Origin of the sequence: Micrococcus sp. KT16 (assembly GCF_003315015.1) — a bacterium.
Lineage (GTDB): Bacteria > Actinomycetota > Actinomycetes > Actinomycetales > Micrococcaceae > Micrococcus > Micrococcus luteus.
Genome location: NZ_QNRG01000002.1, coordinates 19,501 through 38,275 on the forward strand (window position 1 = coordinate 19,501; position 18,775 = coordinate 38,275).

The 18,775-nt window shown below is 75.7% G+C and carries 15 protein-coding genes; 3 read left to right on the forward strand and 12 right to left on the reverse strand.

Features of this window, described 5'->3' with window-relative positions; all coding sequences use genetic code 11:
* Window positions 1–2 precede the first annotated feature (2 nt).
* Genes DE149_RS02210 through DE149_RS02220 form a run of 3 tightly spaced genes read right to left on the reverse strand, consistent with a single transcriptional unit; the run spans window position 3 to window position 4,346 of the window.
* Window positions 3–2,195, reverse strand: coding sequence for an ATP-dependent DNA helicase RecG (locus DE149_RS02210; RefSeq protein WP_113913883.1), 2,193 nt, complete (start codon window positions 2,193–2,195; stop codon window positions 3–5).
* Entirely contained in the window at window positions 2,185–3,225 is a 1,041-nt protein-coding gene (locus DE149_RS02215) for a DAK2 domain-containing protein (protein WP_113913884.1), read from the reverse strand. The genes DE149_RS02210 and DE149_RS02215 overlap by 11 nt, the downstream gene beginning before the upstream one ends.
* Window positions 3,222–4,346: an LCP family protein gene (locus DE149_RS02220; protein ID WP_036338094.1), complete on the reverse strand. Its 1,125-nt coding sequence runs from the start codon at window positions 4,344–4,346 to the stop codon at window positions 3,222–3,224. Before DE149_RS02220 ends, DE149_RS02215 begins: the two co-directional genes overlap by 4 nt.
* 89 nt (window positions 4,347–4,435) lie before the next feature.
* Between DE149_RS02220 and DE149_RS02225 the strand changes: the two genes are divergently transcribed.
* On the forward strand, window positions 4,436–4,915 hold the full coding sequence (locus tag DE149_RS02225) for a DUF3515 family protein (protein ID WP_036312910.1): 480 nt from the start codon (window positions 4,436–4,438) through the stop codon (window positions 4,913–4,915).
* Window positions 4,916–4,932: 17 nt separating this feature from the next.
* Here the strand turns inward: DE149_RS02225 and DE149_RS02230 are convergent, their stop codons facing one another.
* The 6 genes from DE149_RS02230 to leuC all read right to left on the reverse strand — a co-directional run bounded on the left by DE149_RS02230 (window position 4,933) and on the right by leuC (window position 11,422).
* Entirely contained in the window at window positions 4,933–6,072 is a 1,140-nt protein-coding gene (locus DE149_RS02230) for a D-alanine--D-alanine ligase family protein (protein ID WP_073115650.1), read from the reverse strand.
* A complete protein-coding gene (locus tag DE149_RS02235) occupies window positions 6,069–7,106 on the reverse strand; it encodes an NAD(P)H-dependent glycerol-3-phosphate dehydrogenase (protein WP_113913885.1) in 1,038 nt (345 codons plus the stop codon). Before DE149_RS02235 ends, DE149_RS02230 begins: the two co-directional genes overlap by 4 nt.
* Window positions 7,103–7,777 carry a 1-acyl-sn-glycerol-3-phosphate acyltransferase gene (locus DE149_RS02240; protein ID WP_036334718.1) on the reverse strand — a complete coding sequence of 225 codons (675 nt, stop codon included), beginning with the start codon at window positions 7,775–7,777 and terminating at the stop codon, window positions 7,103–7,105. Before DE149_RS02240 ends, DE149_RS02235 begins: the two co-directional genes overlap by 4 nt.
* Window positions 7,778–7,857: 80 nt before the next feature.
* The gene (gene murA / locus DE149_RS02245) at window positions 7,858–9,186 is read right to left on the reverse strand and encodes a UDP-N-acetylglucosamine 1-carboxyvinyltransferase (RefSeq protein ID WP_113913886.1); all 1,329 of its coding nucleotides are present in this window, start codon (window positions 9,184–9,186) and stop codon (window positions 7,858–7,860) included.
* 172 nt (window positions 9,187–9,358) lie between these two features.
* The gene (leuD, locus tag DE149_RS02250; protein WP_010078962.1) at window positions 9,359–9,964 is read right to left on the reverse strand and encodes a 3-isopropylmalate dehydratase small subunit; all 606 of its coding nucleotides are present in this window, start codon (window positions 9,962–9,964) and stop codon (window positions 9,359–9,361) included.
* 3 nt (window positions 9,965–9,967) lie between these two features.
* Window positions 9,968–11,422 (reverse strand): 3-isopropylmalate dehydratase large subunit, encoded by a 1,455-nt coding sequence (gene leuC, locus DE149_RS02255; protein ID WP_113913887.1) that lies wholly within the window; start codon window positions 11,420–11,422, stop codon window positions 9,968–9,970.
* A gap of 228 nt (window positions 11,423–11,650) precedes the next feature.
* On the opposite strand from leuC, the gene DE149_RS02260 reads away from it, so the two are divergent.
* Window positions 11,651–12,427: an IclR family transcriptional regulator gene (locus DE149_RS02260; RefSeq protein ID WP_002856418.1), complete on the forward strand. Its 777-nt coding sequence runs from the start codon at window positions 11,651–11,653 to the stop codon at window positions 12,425–12,427.
* 123 nt (window positions 12,428–12,550) lie between these two features.
* Window positions 12,551–14,017 (forward strand): UDP-glucose/GDP-mannose dehydrogenase family protein, encoded by a 1,467-nt coding sequence (locus DE149_RS02265; RefSeq protein ID WP_113913888.1) that lies wholly within the window; start codon window positions 12,551–12,553, stop codon window positions 14,015–14,017.
* A 27-nt stretch (window positions 14,018–14,044) separates the two neighbouring features.
* Here DE149_RS02265 and DE149_RS02270 read toward each other — a convergent pair whose 3' ends face one another.
* Genes DE149_RS02270 through DE149_RS02280 form a run of 3 tightly spaced genes read right to left on the reverse strand, consistent with a single transcriptional unit; the run spans window position 14,045 to window position 18,755 of the window.
* Complete coding sequence (locus DE149_RS02270) at window positions 14,045–15,193, reverse strand: thiamine-monophosphate kinase (RefSeq protein ID WP_078026041.1); 1,149 nt, start codon at window positions 15,191–15,193, stop codon at window positions 14,045–14,047.
* Window positions 15,190–16,950, reverse strand: a complete 1,761-nt coding sequence (locus tag DE149_RS02275) for a GTPase (protein WP_036338076.1) — start codon at window positions 16,948–16,950, stop codon at window positions 15,190–15,192. The genes DE149_RS02270 and DE149_RS02275 overlap by 4 nt, the downstream gene beginning before the upstream one ends.
* Window positions 16,947–18,755 carry a dynamin family protein gene (locus DE149_RS02280; RefSeq protein WP_101967226.1) on the reverse strand — a complete coding sequence of 603 codons (1,809 nt, stop codon included), beginning with the start codon at window positions 18,753–18,755 and terminating at the stop codon, window positions 16,947–16,949. The genes DE149_RS02275 and DE149_RS02280 overlap by 4 nt, the downstream gene beginning before the upstream one ends.
* Window positions 18,756–18,775: the final 20 nt, after the last annotated feature.

The window sequence follows — 18,775 nt, forward strand, 5'->3', positions numbered from 1 at the left end:
GCTCAGCCCTTCTCGAGGTAGTCGGCGGCGGTGAGGTGCTCGGCCTCCCAGCGGGCCACCTCGGCGGCGAGCGCCGGGTGGGCGGAGAGCCCGGGGCCGGCCGCCATCACGCGCGTGACGGCGTCGGCGGCCACGGCGATCAGCGGGGCGTCGGCGATGACGTCCACGTGGCGCAGCCCCGAGGCCAGCCCGGACTGGGCGGCGCCGAGCACGTCGCCGACGCCGCGCTGCGCGAGGTCCTCCTGCGCGATGCGCATGCCGTCCTGCTCCTGGGCCAGGACCTCGAGCCGGCGCAGCGACGGGTGCCCGTCCGGCAGGCGCGTGGCCAGCAGGCAGACCGCCGCCCCGGGCCCGCGGCCCACGCGGCCGCGCAGCTGGTGCAGGGTGGACAGGCCGAAGTCGTCGGCGTCGAGGATCGCCATGACCGTCGCGTTGGGCACGTCCACACCCACCTCCACGACGGTGGTCGCCACGAGCACGTCCGTCTCCCCGCGCGCGAAGGCCTGCATCGCCGCGTCCTGCTCGGCCTGGTCCATGCGCCCGTGCACGGCGTCGATCCGCAGCCCCGCCAGCGCCGGGAGACTCCGCAGCCGGGGTGTCATCTCCTCCACGTTGGCGTGACCCGGGTCGGCGTCGTCGGGGTCGATGCGCGGGCACACCACGAACGCCTGGTGGCCGGCCGCCACGTGCTCGGCGATCAGCTCCCACACGCGGCCGATCACGCGCGGGCCGTGGGCCATCCGCGCCACGTGCGTGGTGACCGGCTGACGCCCGGACGGCAGCCCCTCGAGCACCGAGAGGTCCAGGTCGCCGAACACCGTCATCGCCACGGAGCGCGGGATGGGCGTGGCGGACATGACGAGCAGGTGCGTGCCGGGGTTGGCCCGCCGCAGGGCCTCGCGCTGGTCCACGCCGAAGCGGTGCTGCTCGTCGACGACGGCCAGGGCCAGCTCGGCGAAGCCCACCTTCTCGGAGAGCAGCGCGTGCGTCCCGACGGCGATCCCGGCCTCGCCGGAGGCCAGGGCCAGCAGCGCCTCGCGGCGCGCGGCGGTCTTGAGCGAGCCGGTGACCAGCGCGACCCTTGTGGCCGGGCCGTCGCCGGCCCCGAGGGTGCCGGCCTCGGCGAGGGGGCCCATCAGGCGCAGCAGGGCACGGTGGTGCTGCGCGGCGAGCACCTCGGTGGGTGCCACCAGGGCGGCCTGGCCGCCGGCGTCCACGACCTGCAGCATCGCCCGCAGGGCCACGAGCGTCTTGCCCGCGCCCACGTCCCCCTGCAGCAGCCGGCTCATCGGGGCGTCCCGGGCCAGCTCGGCGGACAGCTGCTCCCCCACCGCCACCTGGCCGGGCGTCAGCGCGAACGGCAGGCGGGCGTCCAGGGCCTCGAGCAGGCCCCCGGCCCGCGGCGGGCGGGGCACGGCGGGCACCGCCCGCTCCCGGTTCCGGCGCCAGGCGAGCGCGGCCTGGACGAGCAGCGCCTCACGCAGGGCGAGAGCGGTCCGCGCCGGGCCGGTGGCGGCGACGTCGTTCGGGGCGTGCAGGTCCCGGTACGCCTGGGCGGTGCCAGGCAGCGGCACGTCCAGGTCGAGCGCCGCAGCGGCCTCCGCGCGGATCCGCTCGGTGAGCAGCTCGGGGATCCGTCCCAGGTCGACGGTCTCGAGCACCCGGGCGACGGCGGAGCGGACCGTCCACGACGGCAGCTTCCCCGTGGCCCGGTAGAGCGGGACCGGTCGCACGTCCACCTCCCCCGGGGCGACGTCGTCGTCCAGGAGCGCGAAGTCCGGGTTGTTCAGCGTGATCCGGCCGCGGTACTCGGTCGTGCGGCCCTGGAACATGGCGGTCATCCCGGGGGCGAGGCGGCGGCGGGCGTCGTGGCCGTTGAAGAAGGCCATGGACAGGCTCGCCCCCGGCACGCCGGCCACGGACGGGTCCGCGACGGTGACGTCCACGATGAACCCGGGCCGGCTGTGCATGCGCCGCGTGGTCACCGACTCCACGACGGCGACGACGGTCACCTCGGCGTCGTGCGGCAGCGCGGCGATGGGGGTGAGCTCGCCGCGCTCGATCCAGCGGCGCGGCACGTGGTCCAGCAGGTCCCCGACCGTGGTCAGCCCGAGCTCCTTCTCGAGGCGGGCGGGCAGCTTCCCGCCCAGCACCTCGGACAGGGGCAGGTCGGTGACGGGGGCCTCAGCGGCCATGGCACCCGTCCGGTGCGGCGTCGTCGCCGTGCGACGGCCCGGCCAGGTCGGTGACGGTCAGGCCCTCGACGTCGCCGGCAGCCCGCAGGGGGCCGATCGCGTCCTCGGCGCGGGGCACGTGCACGTGGACCCGCCACGGGACCCGGCCCTGCCCGTCACGGGCGGTCCCGAGGGGGGCCAGGATCACGGCGTCCCCCACGTCGGTCAGCCGTCGGCGCAGCTCGGCCGCGGCGAGCGGGGTGAGCGTCAGGGTGCCCATCACCTCGACGGCCCCCTCGGCCGACGCCTCCGCCTCGGCAGCGGGCTCGCCCTCCGCGGCGTGGACGCCCTCGCCGTAGCCGGGGAGGGCGGTGGCCAGCTCCTCGTCCACGGGCGTGCCCGTGACGACGGCGCGCAGCGCCTCGAACACCCAGAGCAGCCCGACGGCGCCGGCGTCCACGACGTGCGCCCGGGTCAGCGGGGCGAGCAACGACTCGGTCTCCTCCACGGCCTGCACGCAGTCGGCCAGCATGACGGTCACGGCCGGGCCCAGCCGCACGGCCGGGTCCGCGTCCCCGGCCACCGCGGGCGTGTCGGGGGCCTGGGTGGACGAGCGCGCGAGGCTGCGGGCGGCCGCGGAGAGCACCGTGAGGATCGTCCCCTCGCGCGGATCCGACAGGGCCTGCCGGGCGGCCCGGTCGGCGGCTCCGAACGCCGCCGCCAGGGCGAACGCGTCGACGCGCGCCCGGCCGCGCAGGGGCTCGGCCATCCCCGCCAGGCTGACCGCGAGCAGCATGCCCGAGTTGCCCCGGGCGGAGTCCAGCGCGGCCGCGCCCGCGTGCGCGAGCACGGCGCCGGCGTCGTCCTGTGCGGGGCAGGCGTCGGCCGCGGTGCGGGCCGCCGTCAGCGTGGCCAGCATGTTCGTGCCCGTGTCCGCGTCCGGGACCGGGAAGAGGTTCAGGGCGTCGAGCCGCGGCGCGGCCCGGCCCACGAGCTCCTCCGCGAGCGCGAGCCAGTGCGGCACCAGCGACGGCCGGGGCGGCGTGCTCACGGCGCCACGGCCTCCCCCAGGGTGCCGGTGCGGATGCCCTCGCCCAGGCGGGCGATCGCCGCCCAGTCCGGCCACACGACGTCCTCGCCGGTGTCCGTGTAGCCCACACCCACGGACGGCACCGTGCTGGTCACGATCGGGGCGTCGCGCGCGTCGCGCAGGGACCACGCCAGGTTCGCGAGGGTGCTCGAGTCGAGCTCGTCGTCGAGGGTCAGGAAGGGGGCGAACTCCTCGACGGCGGCCTGCACGCGGCTCGGGTCCGAGAGGGTGTCGCGGGAGAGGAACGCGGCCACGATGGCCTTGACCAGGCGCTGCTGGTTCTCCACACGGTCGAAGTCGCTGCGCGGCAGGTTGTACCGCTCCCGCGCGTAGGCCAGGGCCTTGTCCCCGTCCATCTGCACGGTGCCCGCGGGGAAGTCGATGCCGCCGGTCGAGACGAAGGCGCTGGGGTTGTCCACGCTGACGCCGCCCAGGGCGTCCACGAGGCCCTTGAAGCCGGCGAGGTCCACGGCGATCACGTGGTCCACGCGTGCCTGGAACATGTTCTCCGCGGTGGCCACCGTCAGCGGGATGCCGCCGTACTGGTAGGCGGCGTTGACCTTGTGGTCCCCGTGTCCCGGGATCGGCACCCACATGTCGCGCATGATGGACATGACCTGGATCTCGCTGCGGTCCCCGGGCACGTGGACCCACATGAGGGTGTCCGACCGGCCGGCGGAGTCACGGCCCTCCGCGCCCGCGTCCTCGCCGACGAGCAGCACGTCGAGGGCCTGCTCGTCCGCCTTCTCGTCCGCGTCCGGGGCGACGGGGCCCTGGGCGCCTTCGGCGGCCTGGTCCGCGTCCATGCCGGGCGGCGGCGCGGTGGGCTGCTGGGCGGACGCCCCCGCGGCGCCCGGGCGGCCCGACTCGGCGGGGAACGCGCCGCCGTCGAAGCGCTGGGTGTCCTGGTCGATGATCCGGGCGATCCCGCCGACGTACACCGCCGCCGCGATGCCCACGGCCAGCAGCGCCACGAGCACCACCGCCAGGGCGATCAGCCACGGGCGGCGACGACGACGGCGCCGCCCGACGGCGACGTCCTCCTGCGGGGGGCGGGGGCGGGGGTCCGCGGTGCTGCTCACGTGGGCTCCTGAGGCGGGGACGGGAACGGTCCCGCCCATGCTAGGGCACGGGCCCCCGCGGGTCCCGGCGCCGCACGTATCCTGGGCGGATGGAATCCCGCCGTCTGCGTCGTCTCGTGCCCCTCCTGACCGCGATCGCCCTCGGCGCCACGGCCTGCACCGGACGGGTGGCCACGGTGGAGGCCGCGCCCCACGCCGCTGACCCGGCGTGTGCCCCGGCCATGGTGGCCATGCCCGACGCCCTGGGCGACCTCGACCTGCGCCCCACCGACAGCCAGGCGACGGCCGTGTGGGGCGACCCGGCCGCCGTCGTCCTGCGCTGCGGCGCCGAGGTCCCCGGCCCCACCACGGACCGCTGCATCTCCGTGGACGGGATCGACTGGGTCATCCGGGACGAGGACGAGAACTGGCGGATCACCACCTACGGCCGCGACCCGGCCGTGGAGGTGCTGTTCGGCAAGGACCAGGCCAGCTCGGACACCGTGATGGTGGGCCTGTCCTCGGCGGTCGCGCAGATCGAGTCCAGCGGCGGCTGCGTCAGCGTGCAGGACGCCACACCCGTCGGCTGAGACCGGCGCGGGCCGCGTCAGTGCAGGCCGACGCCCCGCTCGAGGGCGAGGTCCAGCAGCTCCGAGATCAGATCGTCGTAGGACAGGCCCGTCCGCTCCCACATGGCCGGGTACATGCTGATGGGCGTGAAGCCCGGCATGGTGTTGATCTCGTTGACCACCCAGCGCCCGTCCGGGGTGAAGAAGAAGTCGCAGCGGCCCAGGCCGGATCCGTCCACGGCCTCGAAGGCGCGGATCGCCAGGGCGCGCAGCCGCTCGATCTCCTCCTCCGGCAGCTCGGCCGGGCAGGACAGCTGGGTGGTGCCGGTGTCCTGGTACTTCGACTCGAAGTCGTAGAACTGCGTCTCGCCCTCGTCGTGGGCCACGACGATCTCCCCCGGCAGCGAGGCGCGCGGGGCGGCGGAGCCGTGCCCGTCGAGGACGGCGCACTCGATCTCGCGGCCGACGATGCCCGCCTCCACCACGACCTTGGGGTCGAAGCGCCGGGCCTCCTCGACGGCGGCGCGCAGACCCGCGGGCTCGGTGACGCGGGTGATGCCGAAGGAGGAGCCGGCGCGGGCGGGCTTGACGAACAGCGGGTAGGCGAGCGCCCCGGCGCGGGCGAGGGCCGCCTCCGGATCGCGCGCCCAGTCGCGGGCGGTGATGGTCTCCCACGGGCCGACCTCGAGGCCGGCGGCCTGGAAGGCGACCTTCATGAAGTGCTTGTCCATGCCGACCGCGGAGGCGAGCACGCCGCAGCCCACATAGGGCAGACCCAGCGACTCGAACATGCCCTGGAGGGTGCCGTCCTCGCCCCAGGGGCCGTGCAGCAGCGGGAACACGACGTCCACCGGGCCCAGCGAGGAGCCGTCGGCCGCGGTCAGCTCGACGGTGCCGTCCGGCAGGGCGCGCAGGCTCACCGGGGCCTCGGGCTCCGGCACCTCCGGCAGGGCGTCGCCGTCCAGGCGGAACGAGGCCACGTCCAGCTCGTCGTGCGACCACAGGCCGGAGCGGGCCACACCCACCGGCACGACGTCCCAGCGCTGACGGTCGGCCGCGTGCAGCACGCCCGCCGCGGTCACGCAGCTGATGGGGTGCTCGCTCGAGCGGCCGCCGAAGAGCAGGAGCACGCGGGGACGCGCGTCGGCGGCGGCCTCCGGGGCGGGGGTGGCGGTCATGCGGTGCGTCCTTCCGACTTCAGGTCACGGGCGAGCAGCAGCTCGGCGAGGCGGTCCACGGCCACGTCCCCGGCGACCACCCGGTCCATCAGCTCGCTGATGGGCATCTCCACACCGTGGGCGCGGGCGGCGTGCACGATGGCGGAGACGGACTTGATGCCCTCGGCCGTCTGGCTCATGGCGGCCACCGCCTCCTCCGCGCTGAGTCCGGTGCCGATGTGGCGGCCGGCCGTGCGGTTGCGGGAGAGAGGCGAGGCGCACGTGGCCACGAGGTCGCCCAGGCCGGCGAGCCCGGCCATGGTGGCCGGGTCGCCGCCGAGCGCGACGGCCAGCCGGGTGGTCTCGGCCAGGCCCCGGGTGATGACGGAGGCCTTGGAGTTGTCCCCCAGTCCCTGCCCGTCGCAGATGCCCACGGCGAGCGCGATGACGTTCTTCACCACGCCGCCGATCTCCACGCCCACGACGTCCGTGTTCGTGTAGGGCCGGAAGGTCCGGCCGGCCGTGAGGGCGGCGATGCGCTCCGCCGTCGCGCGCGAGGCCGAGGCGACCACCGTGGCGGTGGGCTCGCCGCGCGCGATCTCGAGGGCGAGGTTGGGTCCGGAGACCACCGCGAACCGGTCCGGGCTGAGGCCCAGCTCCTCCGCGCAGACCTGCGACATCCGCGCGTCGGTGCCGCGCTCGAGGCCCTTGACGAGGGAGACCACGACGGCGTCCGGGGCCAGGTCGGCGCACACGGTGCGCAGCGTCTCGCGCACGTGCTGCGCGGGCACGGCCACCACCACGACGCCGGCGCCCCGGACCGCCTCGGCGGCGTCGGTGACGGCGCGCACGCAGGTGGGCAGGGTGATGCCGGGCAGGTACTCGGGGTTCTCGTGTCGCTCGGTGATGGCCTCGGCGACCTCGGCCCGCCGGGACCACATCACGATCTCGGACGCGCGGGCGGGCTCGGGGCTGGTGCTCAGGCCCAGGACGCGGGCGAAGGCCGACCCCCAGCTGCCGGCCCCGAGGACGGCGACGGTGCGCGGATCGCTCATGCCCCGGTCACCCGCGCTCCGGTCGTGGGATCCCAGCGGCCCTCCGGGGCCGGTTCTCCGCGCAGCTCGGCGACCAGGTCGGTGATCGCGGCCATCATGCGGCCGGTGCCCTCGCGCAGGGTCGCCGCCGTCACGGGGCGGTCCCGCAGGTCCGCGAGGTCGACGGGCGCGCCGACCCGGATCCGGGCGGTCTTGCGCGGGAGGACGCGGAGGGAGCGGCCGCCGTACGGCAGCAGCTCCTGGATGCCCCACTGGCCGACGGGGATGAGCGGGGCGCCGGTCTGCAGGGCGAGGCGCACGGCCCCGTTGCGCCCGGCCATGGGCCAGCCGTCGGGATCGCGGGTGACGGTGCCCTCCGGGTAGACGATGATCGCCCGGCCCGTGGCGACGGCCTCGCGGGCGGCGGCGAGCGAGCGGCCGCCGTCGCGGGTGCGCTCGACCGGGATCATGCGGGTGGCCTCGAGGACCTGCTTGAGCACGGGCACCTTCCAGAGCTCGGCCTTGGCGAGGAAGGTCGGCAGCAGGCCCTGGTTGTAGACCATGTGGGCCACGGAGAGCGGGTCCACCTCCGAGATGTGGTTGACGGCGAGGATCGCCCCGGTCTCGGGCAGGTGCTCGGTCCCCTCCCACACCTGGCGGACGAGGGCCCGCATCGCCGGTCGCACGATCACGCCCGGGATCACGTAGGGGGCCCGCGCGGCACGCGTCGGACGACCCCCCGCGGCGCCAGGGCTCTGCGCGTCCACGCCGCTCACCGGTCGCGTTCGGTCAGCTCGACGTCGGCGCCGAGGCCCTCGAGCTTCGCCATGAAGTGCTCGTAGCCGCGGTTGATGATCTCCAGGCCCGTCGCCGTGGAGGTGCCCTCGGCGGTGAGGGCGGCGATCAGGTGGGAGAAGCCGCCGCGCAGGTCCGGGATGTCGAACTCGACGCCATGCAGCGGCTTCGGGCCGGAGATCACGGCCGAGTGCAGGAAGTTGCGCTGACCGAAGCGGCACGGCACGGAGCCGAGGCACTCGCGGTGCAGCTGGATGGAGGCGCCCATCCGCACGAGGGCGTCGGTGAAGCCGAAGCGGTTCTCGTACACGGTCTCGTGCACGATGGAGACCCCCTTGGCCTGGGTCAGCGCCACCACGAGGGGCTGCTGCCAGTCGGTCATGAAGCCGGGGTGCACGTCCGTCTCGAGCACGAGCGGGTTGAGATCGCCGCCGGCGTGCCAGAACCGGATGCCGTCGTCGACGACGTCGAACTCGCCGCCGATCTTGCGGTAGGTGTTCAGGAACGCCGTCAGGTCGCGCTGCTCGGCGCCGCGGACGTAGATGTCCCCCCGGGTGGCCAGGGCGGCGGAGGCCCACGAGGCGGACTCGTTGCGGTCGGGCAGCGCGATGTGGTTGTAGCCGCGCATCTCGCTCACGCCCTCGATGCGGATGGTGCGGTCCGTCTGCACGGTGATGATCGCGCCCATCTTCTGCAGGACGGCGATGAGGTCGTGGATCTCCGGCTCGACGGCGGCGCCCTTGAGCTCGGTGATGCCCTCGGCCTTCACGGCGGTCAGCAGCACCTGCTCGGTGGCTCCGACGGAGGGGTACGGCAGCTCGAGCTTGGCGCCGTGCAGGCCCTTGGGGGCGGAGATGGAGATGCCGCCCGGGCGCTTGTCCACGACGGCGCCGAAGTTGCGCAGCACGGCCAGGTGGTAGTCGATCGGGCGGTCGCCGATCTTGCAGCCGCCGAGGTCGGGGATGAAGGCCTCGCCGATCGCGTGCATGAGCGGGCCGCAGAAGAGGATCGGGATGCGCGAGTCGCCGGCGTGGGCGTCGATCTCGGCGGTCAGGGCCGACTTCACCCCGGCCGGGTCCATCGTGATCCGCCCGGTCTCCTTGTCCCACTCCACGGACACGCCGTGGATCTCGAGGAGGGAGCTGACGACGTCCACGTCCTTGATCTCGGGGATGTTCCGGAGCACGGACGGCGAGTTGCCGAGCAGGGCGGCCACCATGGCCTTGGGCACCAGGTTCTTGGCGCCGCGCACGGTCACCTCACCGGTCAGCGGCTTGCCGCCATGGATGGTCAAGAGCTTCGCCATGCGCGTCCTTCCTCAGTGCGGCCGCAGGGCCACGGTCTCGGCCACTCCGCCGGAGCGGGGAGGTCTCTGAACGGGACCGCCCGCCGTGTGCGGCGGGCGGTCCCGGAATCGCCTCCCAGCATAGGGCGTCGCCGGGCACGCGCGGCAATGGTGCGCTCCCGGCGGCGGCCGGTCAGCCGGCCGTGCGGGCCGGCAGGGTGGTGGGCTTGTACGCGGGGCGGTCCGCCTCATAGGCATCGATCTCGGCCTGGTGCCCCAGGGTGACGGCGATGTCGTCCAGGCCCTCGAGCAGCCGGCGACGGGTGTCGTCGTCGATCTGGAAGGGGGCGGTCACATCCCCGCACTCGACGGTGCGTGTGACGAGGTCCACGGTGACCGTGGTCCCGGGACGGTTCTCCAGCTCCTTCCAGATGCGCTCGACGTCCTCCTGCTCCACCTGGGCCGCGACGAGCCCCTGCTTGGCGGAGTTGCCGCGGAAGATGTCCGCGAAGCGCGGGGAGATCACGGCGCGGAAGCCGTAGTCCTTGAGCGCCCACACGGCGTGTTCGCGCGAGGAGCCGGTGCCGAAGTCCGAGCCCGCCACGAGCACGGTGCCCCCGCTGAACGGCTCGGTGTTCAGGATGAAGTCGGGGTCCTGGCGCCAGCCGGCGAACAGGGCGTCCTCGAAGCCCGTGCGGGAGATCCGCTTGAGGTACACGGCCGGGATGATCTGGTCCGTGTCCACGTTCGAGGCGCGCAGCGGCACGCCGACGCCGGTGTGGGTGGTGAACTTCTCCATGTCTCAGGCCTCCTGGGGGGTGAGGGCGGGCAGGTCGGACGGGCTGGCGAGGCGGCCCAGCACGGCGGTGGCCGCGGCGACCACCGGGGACACCAGGTGGGTGCGCCCGCCCTTGCCCTGCCGGCCCTCGAAGTTGCGGTTGGAGGTGGACGCGCAGCGCTCCCCCGGGGAGAGCTGGTCCGGGTTCATGCCCAGGCACATGGAGCAGCCGGCGAAGCGCCACTCAGCCCCGAAGTCCTCGAACACCCTGTCCAGGCCCTCGTCCATGGCCTGCAGGCGCACGCGCGCCGAGCCCGGCACGACCATGACGCGCAGCCCCTCGGCCTTGCGCCGGCCCCGGACGACCTCGGCGAACGCCCGCAGGTCCTCGATGCGGGAGTTGGTGCACGAGCCCATGAACACGGTGTCGACCTCGACCTGCTTCATCGGGGTGCCGGGGGCCAGGTCCATGTAGGACAGCGCCTTGCGGGCCGCCTCCTGGGCCACCGGGTCGGCGAAGTCCTCGGGCGCGGGGACGGTGTCGTTCAGGCTCACGCCCTGCCCCGGGTTGGTGCCCCACGTGACGAACGGCTCCAGCGTGTCCGCGTCGATGACCACCTCGGCGTCGAACTCCGCGCCCTCGTCCGTGGCGAGGGTGCGCCAGTGCTCGACGGCGGCGTCCCAGTCGGCGCCCTCGGGGGCATGGGGCCGTCCCTTCAGGTAGGCGAAGGTGGTCTCGTCCGGGGCGACCATGCCGGCGCGGGCGCCGGCCTCGATGGACATGTTGCAGATGGTCATCCGGCCCTCCATGGAGAGGTTCTGGATGGCCTCACCGCGGTACTCGAGCACGAAGCCCTGGCCCCCGCCCGTGCCGATCTTCGCGATGACCGCGAGGATGATGTCCTTGGCCGTCACACCCGGGCGCAGCGTGCCGTCCACGGTGACCGCCATGGTCTTGAAGGGCTTCAGCGGCAGGGTCTGGGTGGCCAGGACGTGCTCGACCTCGGAGGTGCCGATGCCGAACGCCAGGGCGCCGAACGCGCCGTGGGTGGAGGTGTGGGAGTCGCCGCAGACCACGGTGAGGCCGGGCTGGGTCAGGCCCAGCTGGGGGCCGACGACGTGGACGATGCCCTGCTCGGCGTCGCCCAACGGGTGCAGGCGCACACCGAACTCGGCGCAGTTGGCCCGCAGGGTCTCGATCTGCGTGCGCGAGGTGGGATCCGCGATCGGCTGGTCGATGTCCAGCGTCGGGGTGTTGTGGTCCTCCGTGGCGATGGTCAGGTCGGGCCGACGCACCGGACGCCCGGCCAGACGCAGCCCCTCGAAGGCCTGCGGGCTCGTCACCTCATGCACGAGGTGCAGGTCGATGTAGAGCAGGTCGGGGGTGCGGGAGGCGCCCTCGCCCTCGCCGCGCACCACCACGTGCTCGTCCCAGACCTTCTCGGCCAGCGTCCTGGGCCGCGTCGTCGCCGTCGTCATGTGCCGCACCTTCCTGCTCACGCACCTGTCAGTCGTCGCCCGGCGCGGGGCGCCGGTGCTCACGGACCACTGTGGGGCGCGGCGGGGCTGTTCTCGACCACGCGGCGCGATATTCCACATCGTGAGATGTCGTCTCACATGCCGGACGCGGCGGAGGCCGGCCCGGTCGCGCACGTCGCGCGCCGACATCCCCGGCCGTCCGCGCAGTGAGACGACTACGATCACCCCATGACCACCGAGCCCGTGCGCCCGCCCACCGAGGACGACCTCATCGGCCCCTCGCTCCACCGGCATCCCAGCGGCGTCGGCGTGGTGGACAAGTCGGTGGCGATCCTCGACGCGCTCGAGTCCGGCCCGGCCACGCTCGCCCAGCTCGTCACCGCCACCGGGATCGCGCGGCCCACGCTGCACCGGCTCGCGGCCGCCCTCACGCACCACCGCATGGTGGGCAAGGACCTGCAGGGCCGCTACGTGCTGGGCACCCGCCTGGCCGAGCTCGCCTCCGCCGCCGGCGAGGACCGGCTCACCACGGCCTCCGGCCCGGTGCTGCTGTGGCTGCGCGACGCCACGGGAGAGAGCGCCCAGGTGTTCCGTCGGCAGGCGGACTCCCGCGTGTGCGTGGCCAGCGCGGAACGGCCCTGGGGCCTGCGCGACACCATCCCCGTGGGCGCCCGCATGTCCATGAAGGCCGGCTCCGCCGCGCAGGTGCTCCTGGCCTGGGAGGACCACGAGCGGCTCGTCGAGGGGCTGGCCGGCGCCGTGTTCACACCCACCGTCCTCGCGGCGGTGCGGCGCCGCGGCTGGGCCCAGTCCCTGGCCGAGCGCGAGCCAGGGGTCGCCTCGGTGTCGGCGCCGGTGCGCGGTCCCAGCGGCCGCGTCATCGCGGCGGTCTCGATCTCCGGCCCCCTCGAGCGGCTCTCCCGCCAGCCGGGCCGGCTGCACGCGGACGCCGTCGTCTCCGCCGCGACGCGGCTCACCGAGCTCATCCGCGCCGGCGAGGCCTGAGGCCCGCCCGCGCCACCGACGGGATGCGCCGCAGAGACACCCCGTTCTTCCCGCGTTCACCCGCGGGGCCTAGCGTCGGCCAGGTCCCCGACCGCCGTCCCCCGCACCCTCGAGGAGTCCGCCGTGACCGAGACGACCGCGCCCGCCGCCCCCGCCGAGCAGGAGGCCGCGCCGCGGCTGTCCGTGATCGGCACGGGCTATCTGGGCGCCACGCACGCCGCCTGCATGGCCGAGCTGGGCTTCGAGGTGCTCGGCGTGGACGTGGACCCGGCCAAGATCGAGCGTCTGGCCCGCGGCGAGGTGCCCTTCCACGAACCCGGCCTGCCCGAGCTGCTGCGCACCCACGTCGCCTCCGGGCGGCTGCGCTTCACCACCGACGTCGCGGAGGCGGCCCGCTGGGCGGACGTCCACTTCATCGGCGTCGGCACCCCGCAGAAGGTGGGCGAGACCGCGGCGGACCTGAGCTATGTGGACGCCGCCGTCGCCTCCCTCGCCGCGGCGATCGACCGCGACGCGCTGATCGTCGGCAAGTCGACCGTGCCCGTGGGCACGGCGCGCCGCCTGGCCGAGCTCGTGCGCACCGTGCGCACGGAGGCCGGACTGCCGGGCGAGGTCGAGCTCGCCTGGAACCCCGAGTTCCTGCGGGAGGGCTTCGCCGTGAGGGACACGCTCACCCCGGACCGCCTCGTCATCGGCACGCACGGGCCCCGCGCCGAGGGCATCCTGCGCCGCGTCTACGCGCGGCAGCTCGCGGCCGACACCCCGTGGATCAGCACGGACCTCGAGACGGCCGAGCTGGTGAAGGTGGCCGCCAACGCCTTCCTGGCCACGAAGATCTCGTTCATCAACGCGTTCTCGGAGATCACCGAGAACGTGGGCGGGGACATCGGCACCCTCGCGGACGCGATCGGCCACGACGCCCGGATCGGACGCCGGTTCCTCAACGCGGGCGTGGGCTTCGGGGGCGGCTGCCTGCCCAAGGACATCCGAGCGCTCCAGGCCCGCGTCTCCGAGCTGGGCCTGGACCGGACCATGCGGTTCCTGGCGGAGGTGGATGACATCAACCTGCGCCGCCGCGACCGCGTGGTGGACCTGGCGGTGCAGGTGCTCTCCGCGGCTCGCGACGGCCGCATCCGCCGGGCCGAGGCCTCCGGGCCCGCCCCCACCCCGGCGAGCGTGCAGGTGCTCAACGGCACGCGGATCGCCGTGCTGGGCGTCACGTTCAAGCCGGACTCCGACGACGTCCGGGACTCCCCCGCCCTCGACGTCGCCAACCGTCTCTACACGGCCGGCGCCGACGTCCGGGTGTACGACCCGGAGGGCAACGCCAACGCGGCCGCCCGCTTCCCGCGGCTCGACTACGTGGACTCGCTCGAGGCGGCCGTGGACGGCGCCGAGCTGACCCTGCTGCTGACCGAGTGGCGCCAGTTCCGCGAGATGGATCCGGACGCCGTGGGCGCACGCGTGGCCTCCCGCCTGCTGATCGACGGGCGCAACGTCCTGGACGTCGCCGCGTGGCGCGAGCACGGGTGGGACGTCATCGGCCTCGGCCACCGCTTCGACCCGGAGCGACTCCTCCGCGCGGCCTGACCCGCCCGCGGACCCCGGCCCGGGCGCTCAGCCGGCGAACGGGTCCCAGCCGGACCCGGGCAGCGGCCGGTGCCCGGCCGGCGCCCGGGCCCCGGCCGGCACGAGCCGGCCGATCCGCGTGAACCCCCGGGGCAGCTCGGTCTCGGGCCACGCCAGCCCCAGGAGACCGTAGTCCTCGCCCCCGCCGGTCACGAGCGCCTCCGGACTGGTCCCGGCCAGGGCGGCCACGCGGCGCAGGGGTGCGGCGGCCTGCGCCAGCCAGGCCTCGTCCAGCCACGGTGCCGGCGCGGGGCCTGCCCCGCCGGTGGCGGCCGCCATGCGGTGCGCGTCCTTGCCCAGGCCGTCGGAGACGTCCATGAGGGTGAGCAGGCCGGCCGTCACCGCGGCGGGTCCGAGGGCCAGCGGCGGGCGGGGTCGCAGCTGGGCGCGGACGGCGCGGGCGAGCTCCCGCGGTGACGGCCGGTCGGCGGCGGGGAGGGCGTCCGCCCGTCGCTCCAGCTCCGCGCGGTCGGTGAGCAGCACGGCGAGCCCGGCGGCGGCCCACCCCGGCCCCGGGGGCGCGGCGGCCCGGGGACCGTCCGGCACCGCCTGGGCATGGACGAGGTCGGCGCCCTCGGCGAGCACGCGGTCCCGGTCCGCCGCGGCCGGCGTGCGGCACAGCACTCCGCCGGGGTGCGGGTCCCCGAGCACCGTCACCGCGGCGTGGACCCGTCCGCCGGTGCCCAGGTCGCCCCCGGCCACCCGGCAGTCCGGCGCGCCGAGGTGACGCACCGCGCCCACGATGCCCGCGGCGAACGACCGCACCCAGGCGACCGGCGTCGTCGGCGGCAGGGTGAGGGCGGTGACGAGCGCGGAGGCGCTCCCGCCCATCGCGTTGACGTCCGAGAGGTTCTGGGCGACGGCCTTCCAGCCGGCGTCGTGGCCGCGGGTGCGGGGGCCGGCCGGCCAGCGGTGCAGGAAGTCCGTGCCCTCCCCCATCGCGTCCGTGGAGATGAGCGTCCCGCCGCGGGGCGCGGGCACGAGGGCGGCGTCGTCGCCCGGGGCGACGGTGCCGGCGGGCCAGTGGCCGTCCCGGACGGCGGGAGCGAGCCCGGTCAGGACGACCTCCAGCAGCTCGGCCTCCGTGAGGTCGCCGACGGTCGCCCCCGCCGCGGCCGCGGGGTCGCGCACCGTCATCGGCGGCCCCGCCGGACCGGGGCGCCGGAGGCCCGGGCGAGGGCGTCGCGGAAGGCGCGGAAGCGGTCCACCTCGGCGCGCACCGGGTCGACGACGAGCCGCCGGCCGACGTCGGTGGTCGCCTCCTCGAGGCGGCGGCGCGCGTGGCGTCCCCGCGCCGCGGCGGTCCACCGGGTCAGGGGGATCGCCAGCAGGGCCAGGAGCACGCCGAGCGCGAGGCCGCCGACGAGCAGCAGCGTCGGGAGGGGGAAGCCCTCGACCGTGGGGGCGGGCGGCAGGGGGAACTGCAGGTACCCAGCCAGGGCGAGGACGCCCAGCCAGCCGGCGCCGACGACGGCGGTGAGGAGGGCGAGCCACTGCAGCACGTCCAGCACGGGGTGCCACCAGCTGCCCCGACCGGCCCCGAGGTCGGTGGCGGCGATCGCCTGGTCCACGGCGCCGGGGAGCTCCTCGGCGTGCTCCCGGCCCGCGCGGCGGATGGCGGCGGCCCACGGCTCGGAGGCTCCCGCGCCGGCCGCGGCGGCCAGCGTGCGGACCGCGCCGTCGACGACGGCCCGCTGGGTGCCCGAGCGCTCGGGCAGGGAGGTGCGGTGCAGCGCGGGGTCGCGGGCGACCTCGTCCCGGTCGCGGCGGGGGGCGGCGCTCTCGGGCATCAGGTGCAGGCGCCGCAGGGGGTCCGCGCGGAAGGAGTGCATCCAGCGCAGCACGGGCCAGCTGGTGCGCTTGGCCGAGCGCAGCCGGTACGAGCCCTCCACCGCCCGGACGACGGCCGGCACGCCGCCGGCCACGGCCAGCTCGCGCCCGAGCCGCTGCTCGTCCCCGGGCCCGACGCCGGCCGGCTCGCCCTCGCCCGAGGCGGCGGCGAGGTCCGCGGCACGGGCCGCGACGTCCGCGCCCAGGCGTTCGGCGGCCGCGCCGCGCTGGGCGACGATCGCCGCGACCTGCCGGCCGACCTCCTCGAGGCCCTCCCCCGTGCGCGCGGACACGGGCAGCACCCGGACGTCGCCGAGGCCGTGGCCGGAGAGCATCCGGCGCAGCGAGGCCAGCACGACGTCCCGGTCCCGCACCGAGAGCCGGTCCACCTGGTTGAGCAGCACGAGGGTCACGGCCGCGTGCGAGCCCATGGTCGCCAGGAACTCGCGGTGCAGCACGGCGTCCGCGTACTTCTCCGGGTCCACGACCCACACCAGCACGTCCACGTGGCCGGCCAGCCGGGAGGTGATCTCGCGGTTGCCCCGCTCGACCGAGTCGATGTCCGGCAGGTCCAGCAGGATCAGACCGGTGGCGTCGGCGCCGTCACGGCGGCCGAAGCCGAGGAAGCCGGGGCGGCCGTCGTCGAGCACGGGGGCCTCGTCCAGCAGGTGGCGGCGGCGCACGCCGAGCCAGTCGAGCAGGGCGGCCGCACCGCCGCCCTCGCCGGTGCCGTCGCCGTGCTCCGCGTCCGGGTCCAGCCCCTGTCCCCGGCCCACGCCCCAGACCGCGGCGAGCGGCTCGGACGTGGTGGGCCGGGTGGCGGCCACGCGGGCCAGGTCGCGGCCGGTGAGCGCGTTGAACAGGGAGGACTTGCCGGAGCCCGTCGCCCCGAAGAACCCGACCACGGTGTGCTCCGCGGAGAGTGCCTGGCGCTCCCCGGCCGCGCGCACGACGGCGTCGGCCCCGGCCACGACGTCCTCGGGCAGGCGGCCCGCGGCCAGCTCGGCGGCCTCGCCGAGGGCGTCCAGGCGGGGGGCCAGGGCGGGGGTGTCGCGGCGGCTCATCGGGGCTCCTCCCCCGCCTCGGCGGCGGACGGGGCGTGCTCGGGCCCGGTCGGGCCGTCGACGCCGGCGGCCACCCCGCGGCGCAGCACCGGCACGAGGGCGCGCAGCTCCTCGGTGGCCTGCGGCTCGCGCTCGAGGTGGAGCAGCGGCAGGAAGCGGTCCGCGAGCACGGTCTCGAGGAAGGCCCGCACTCGGTGCTCGAGCAGCTCATCGGCACGCCGGGCCATGCGGCGCACGGCGTCCTCGCCGAAGATCGACTCGAGCAGCTTCTGACCGACGACGGCGGCGCCGCCGGCGATGCCGACCTCGATGCCCGCGAGTCCGCCGGTGGAGGCGAACGAGATGATCATGAGGGCCACGGCCGCGCCGTTCACGCCGGTGGCCGCCAGGCGGGCGCGCGTGCGCTTGCCCGCGCCCTCCTCCTGGATCAGCGCCAGCACGTCCGACTGCCAGTCCCGCACGACGTCGGCCGCCCGCGCCGACGTGTCCGGCGCCAGGGCGCCCAGGTCGCGCCCGGCCACGAGGGCCCGGCCCGCCGGCTCGGACGCCCAACGCCGCTCGATCTGCTCGGCGGCCGCGGCGGCCGCCTCGACCATCACGGCGTGCAGGCCGGTCTCGAGCGCGGTCTCGACCTCTTCGGGCGGGGCCGGGCGCCCGCGCACCAGGGCGCCGAGGCGGTCCCGCAGCCGGCCGATCGTGGTCTCGACGCCGCGGAAGAACTCCCCCGTGCCGACGAAGTCCTGCCAGCGGGAGAGCACCTCGCCGCGCAGCAGCGTGCCGTCCGAGGTGGCCTCGCGGACCCGGCCGACGGCCTGGTCCGTGGAGTCCCCCACGATCCGGGTGAGCAGGTCCGCGGCGTGCCGCTGCTCCTCCTCGGCGCGGGCCAGGTCGGCGACGCGGGCGGCCAGCTGGCCCAGCACGCCGTCCACGGTCCGGCGGGCGACAGCGCCGCGCGCCTGGGCGTCGGCGGCGAGGGTCTCGAGCCAGGCGCGCAGGCCCGCGACGTGCTCCTGCGGGAGCAGACCGCGCTCGTCGAAGCGGGTCTCGGGGATCACGTGGATCCGGGCGTCGGCGAGGCCGCGCTCGGTGAGCATGCGCCGCAGGTCCGGGGTGATGTCCTCCGCCGCGCCCTCGGGCACGCGGCCGAGCACGACGGCCACGGTGATGTCGCGGGCGGCGGCCTCGTCCAGCAGCTGCCAGGGCACGGCGTCGGCGTAGCGGTGCGCCGTCGTCGTGAAGATCCACAGGTCGGCGGCTTCGAGGAGCTGCCGGGCCAGCGCGCGGTTCTGGTCCGCCACGGAGTCGATGTCCGGGGCGTCCACGAGGGCGATGCCTGACGGCAGTGCGGGCTCGGCCACGAGCGCGACCGTGTCCATCGCGGACTGGTCGGGTTCGACGGGGCCGGCGGCCGCGTCGCGGTGCACGCTGACGCGGGCGAGGTCGGGCAGCACCCGCGGGCCCGTGAACCAGTGGGCGTCGGCGGGGTTGTGCAGCAGCAGAGGCTGCCGCGTGGTGGGCCGCAGGGCGGAGGAGCGGGAGACCTCGTGGCCGACGAGCGCGTTCACCAGCGTGGACTTGCCCGCACCGGTGGAGCCGCCGACGACGGCCAGCAGCGGCGCGTCGAGCGAGTCGAGGCGGGGCAGCACGTAGTCGTCGATCTGGTGCAGGGTGCGCTCGCGCTCGGCGCGGTCCTGCCCCGCAGTGACGGTCTCGAAGGGCAGCTCGAGCGCGGCGAGGTGCTCGCGCACGCGGCGGACGGCCGTGTCGACACCGAGGTCTGGGGCGTTCTGATCCGTGTGTGGCACGTGGGCCATCGTCTCACGGG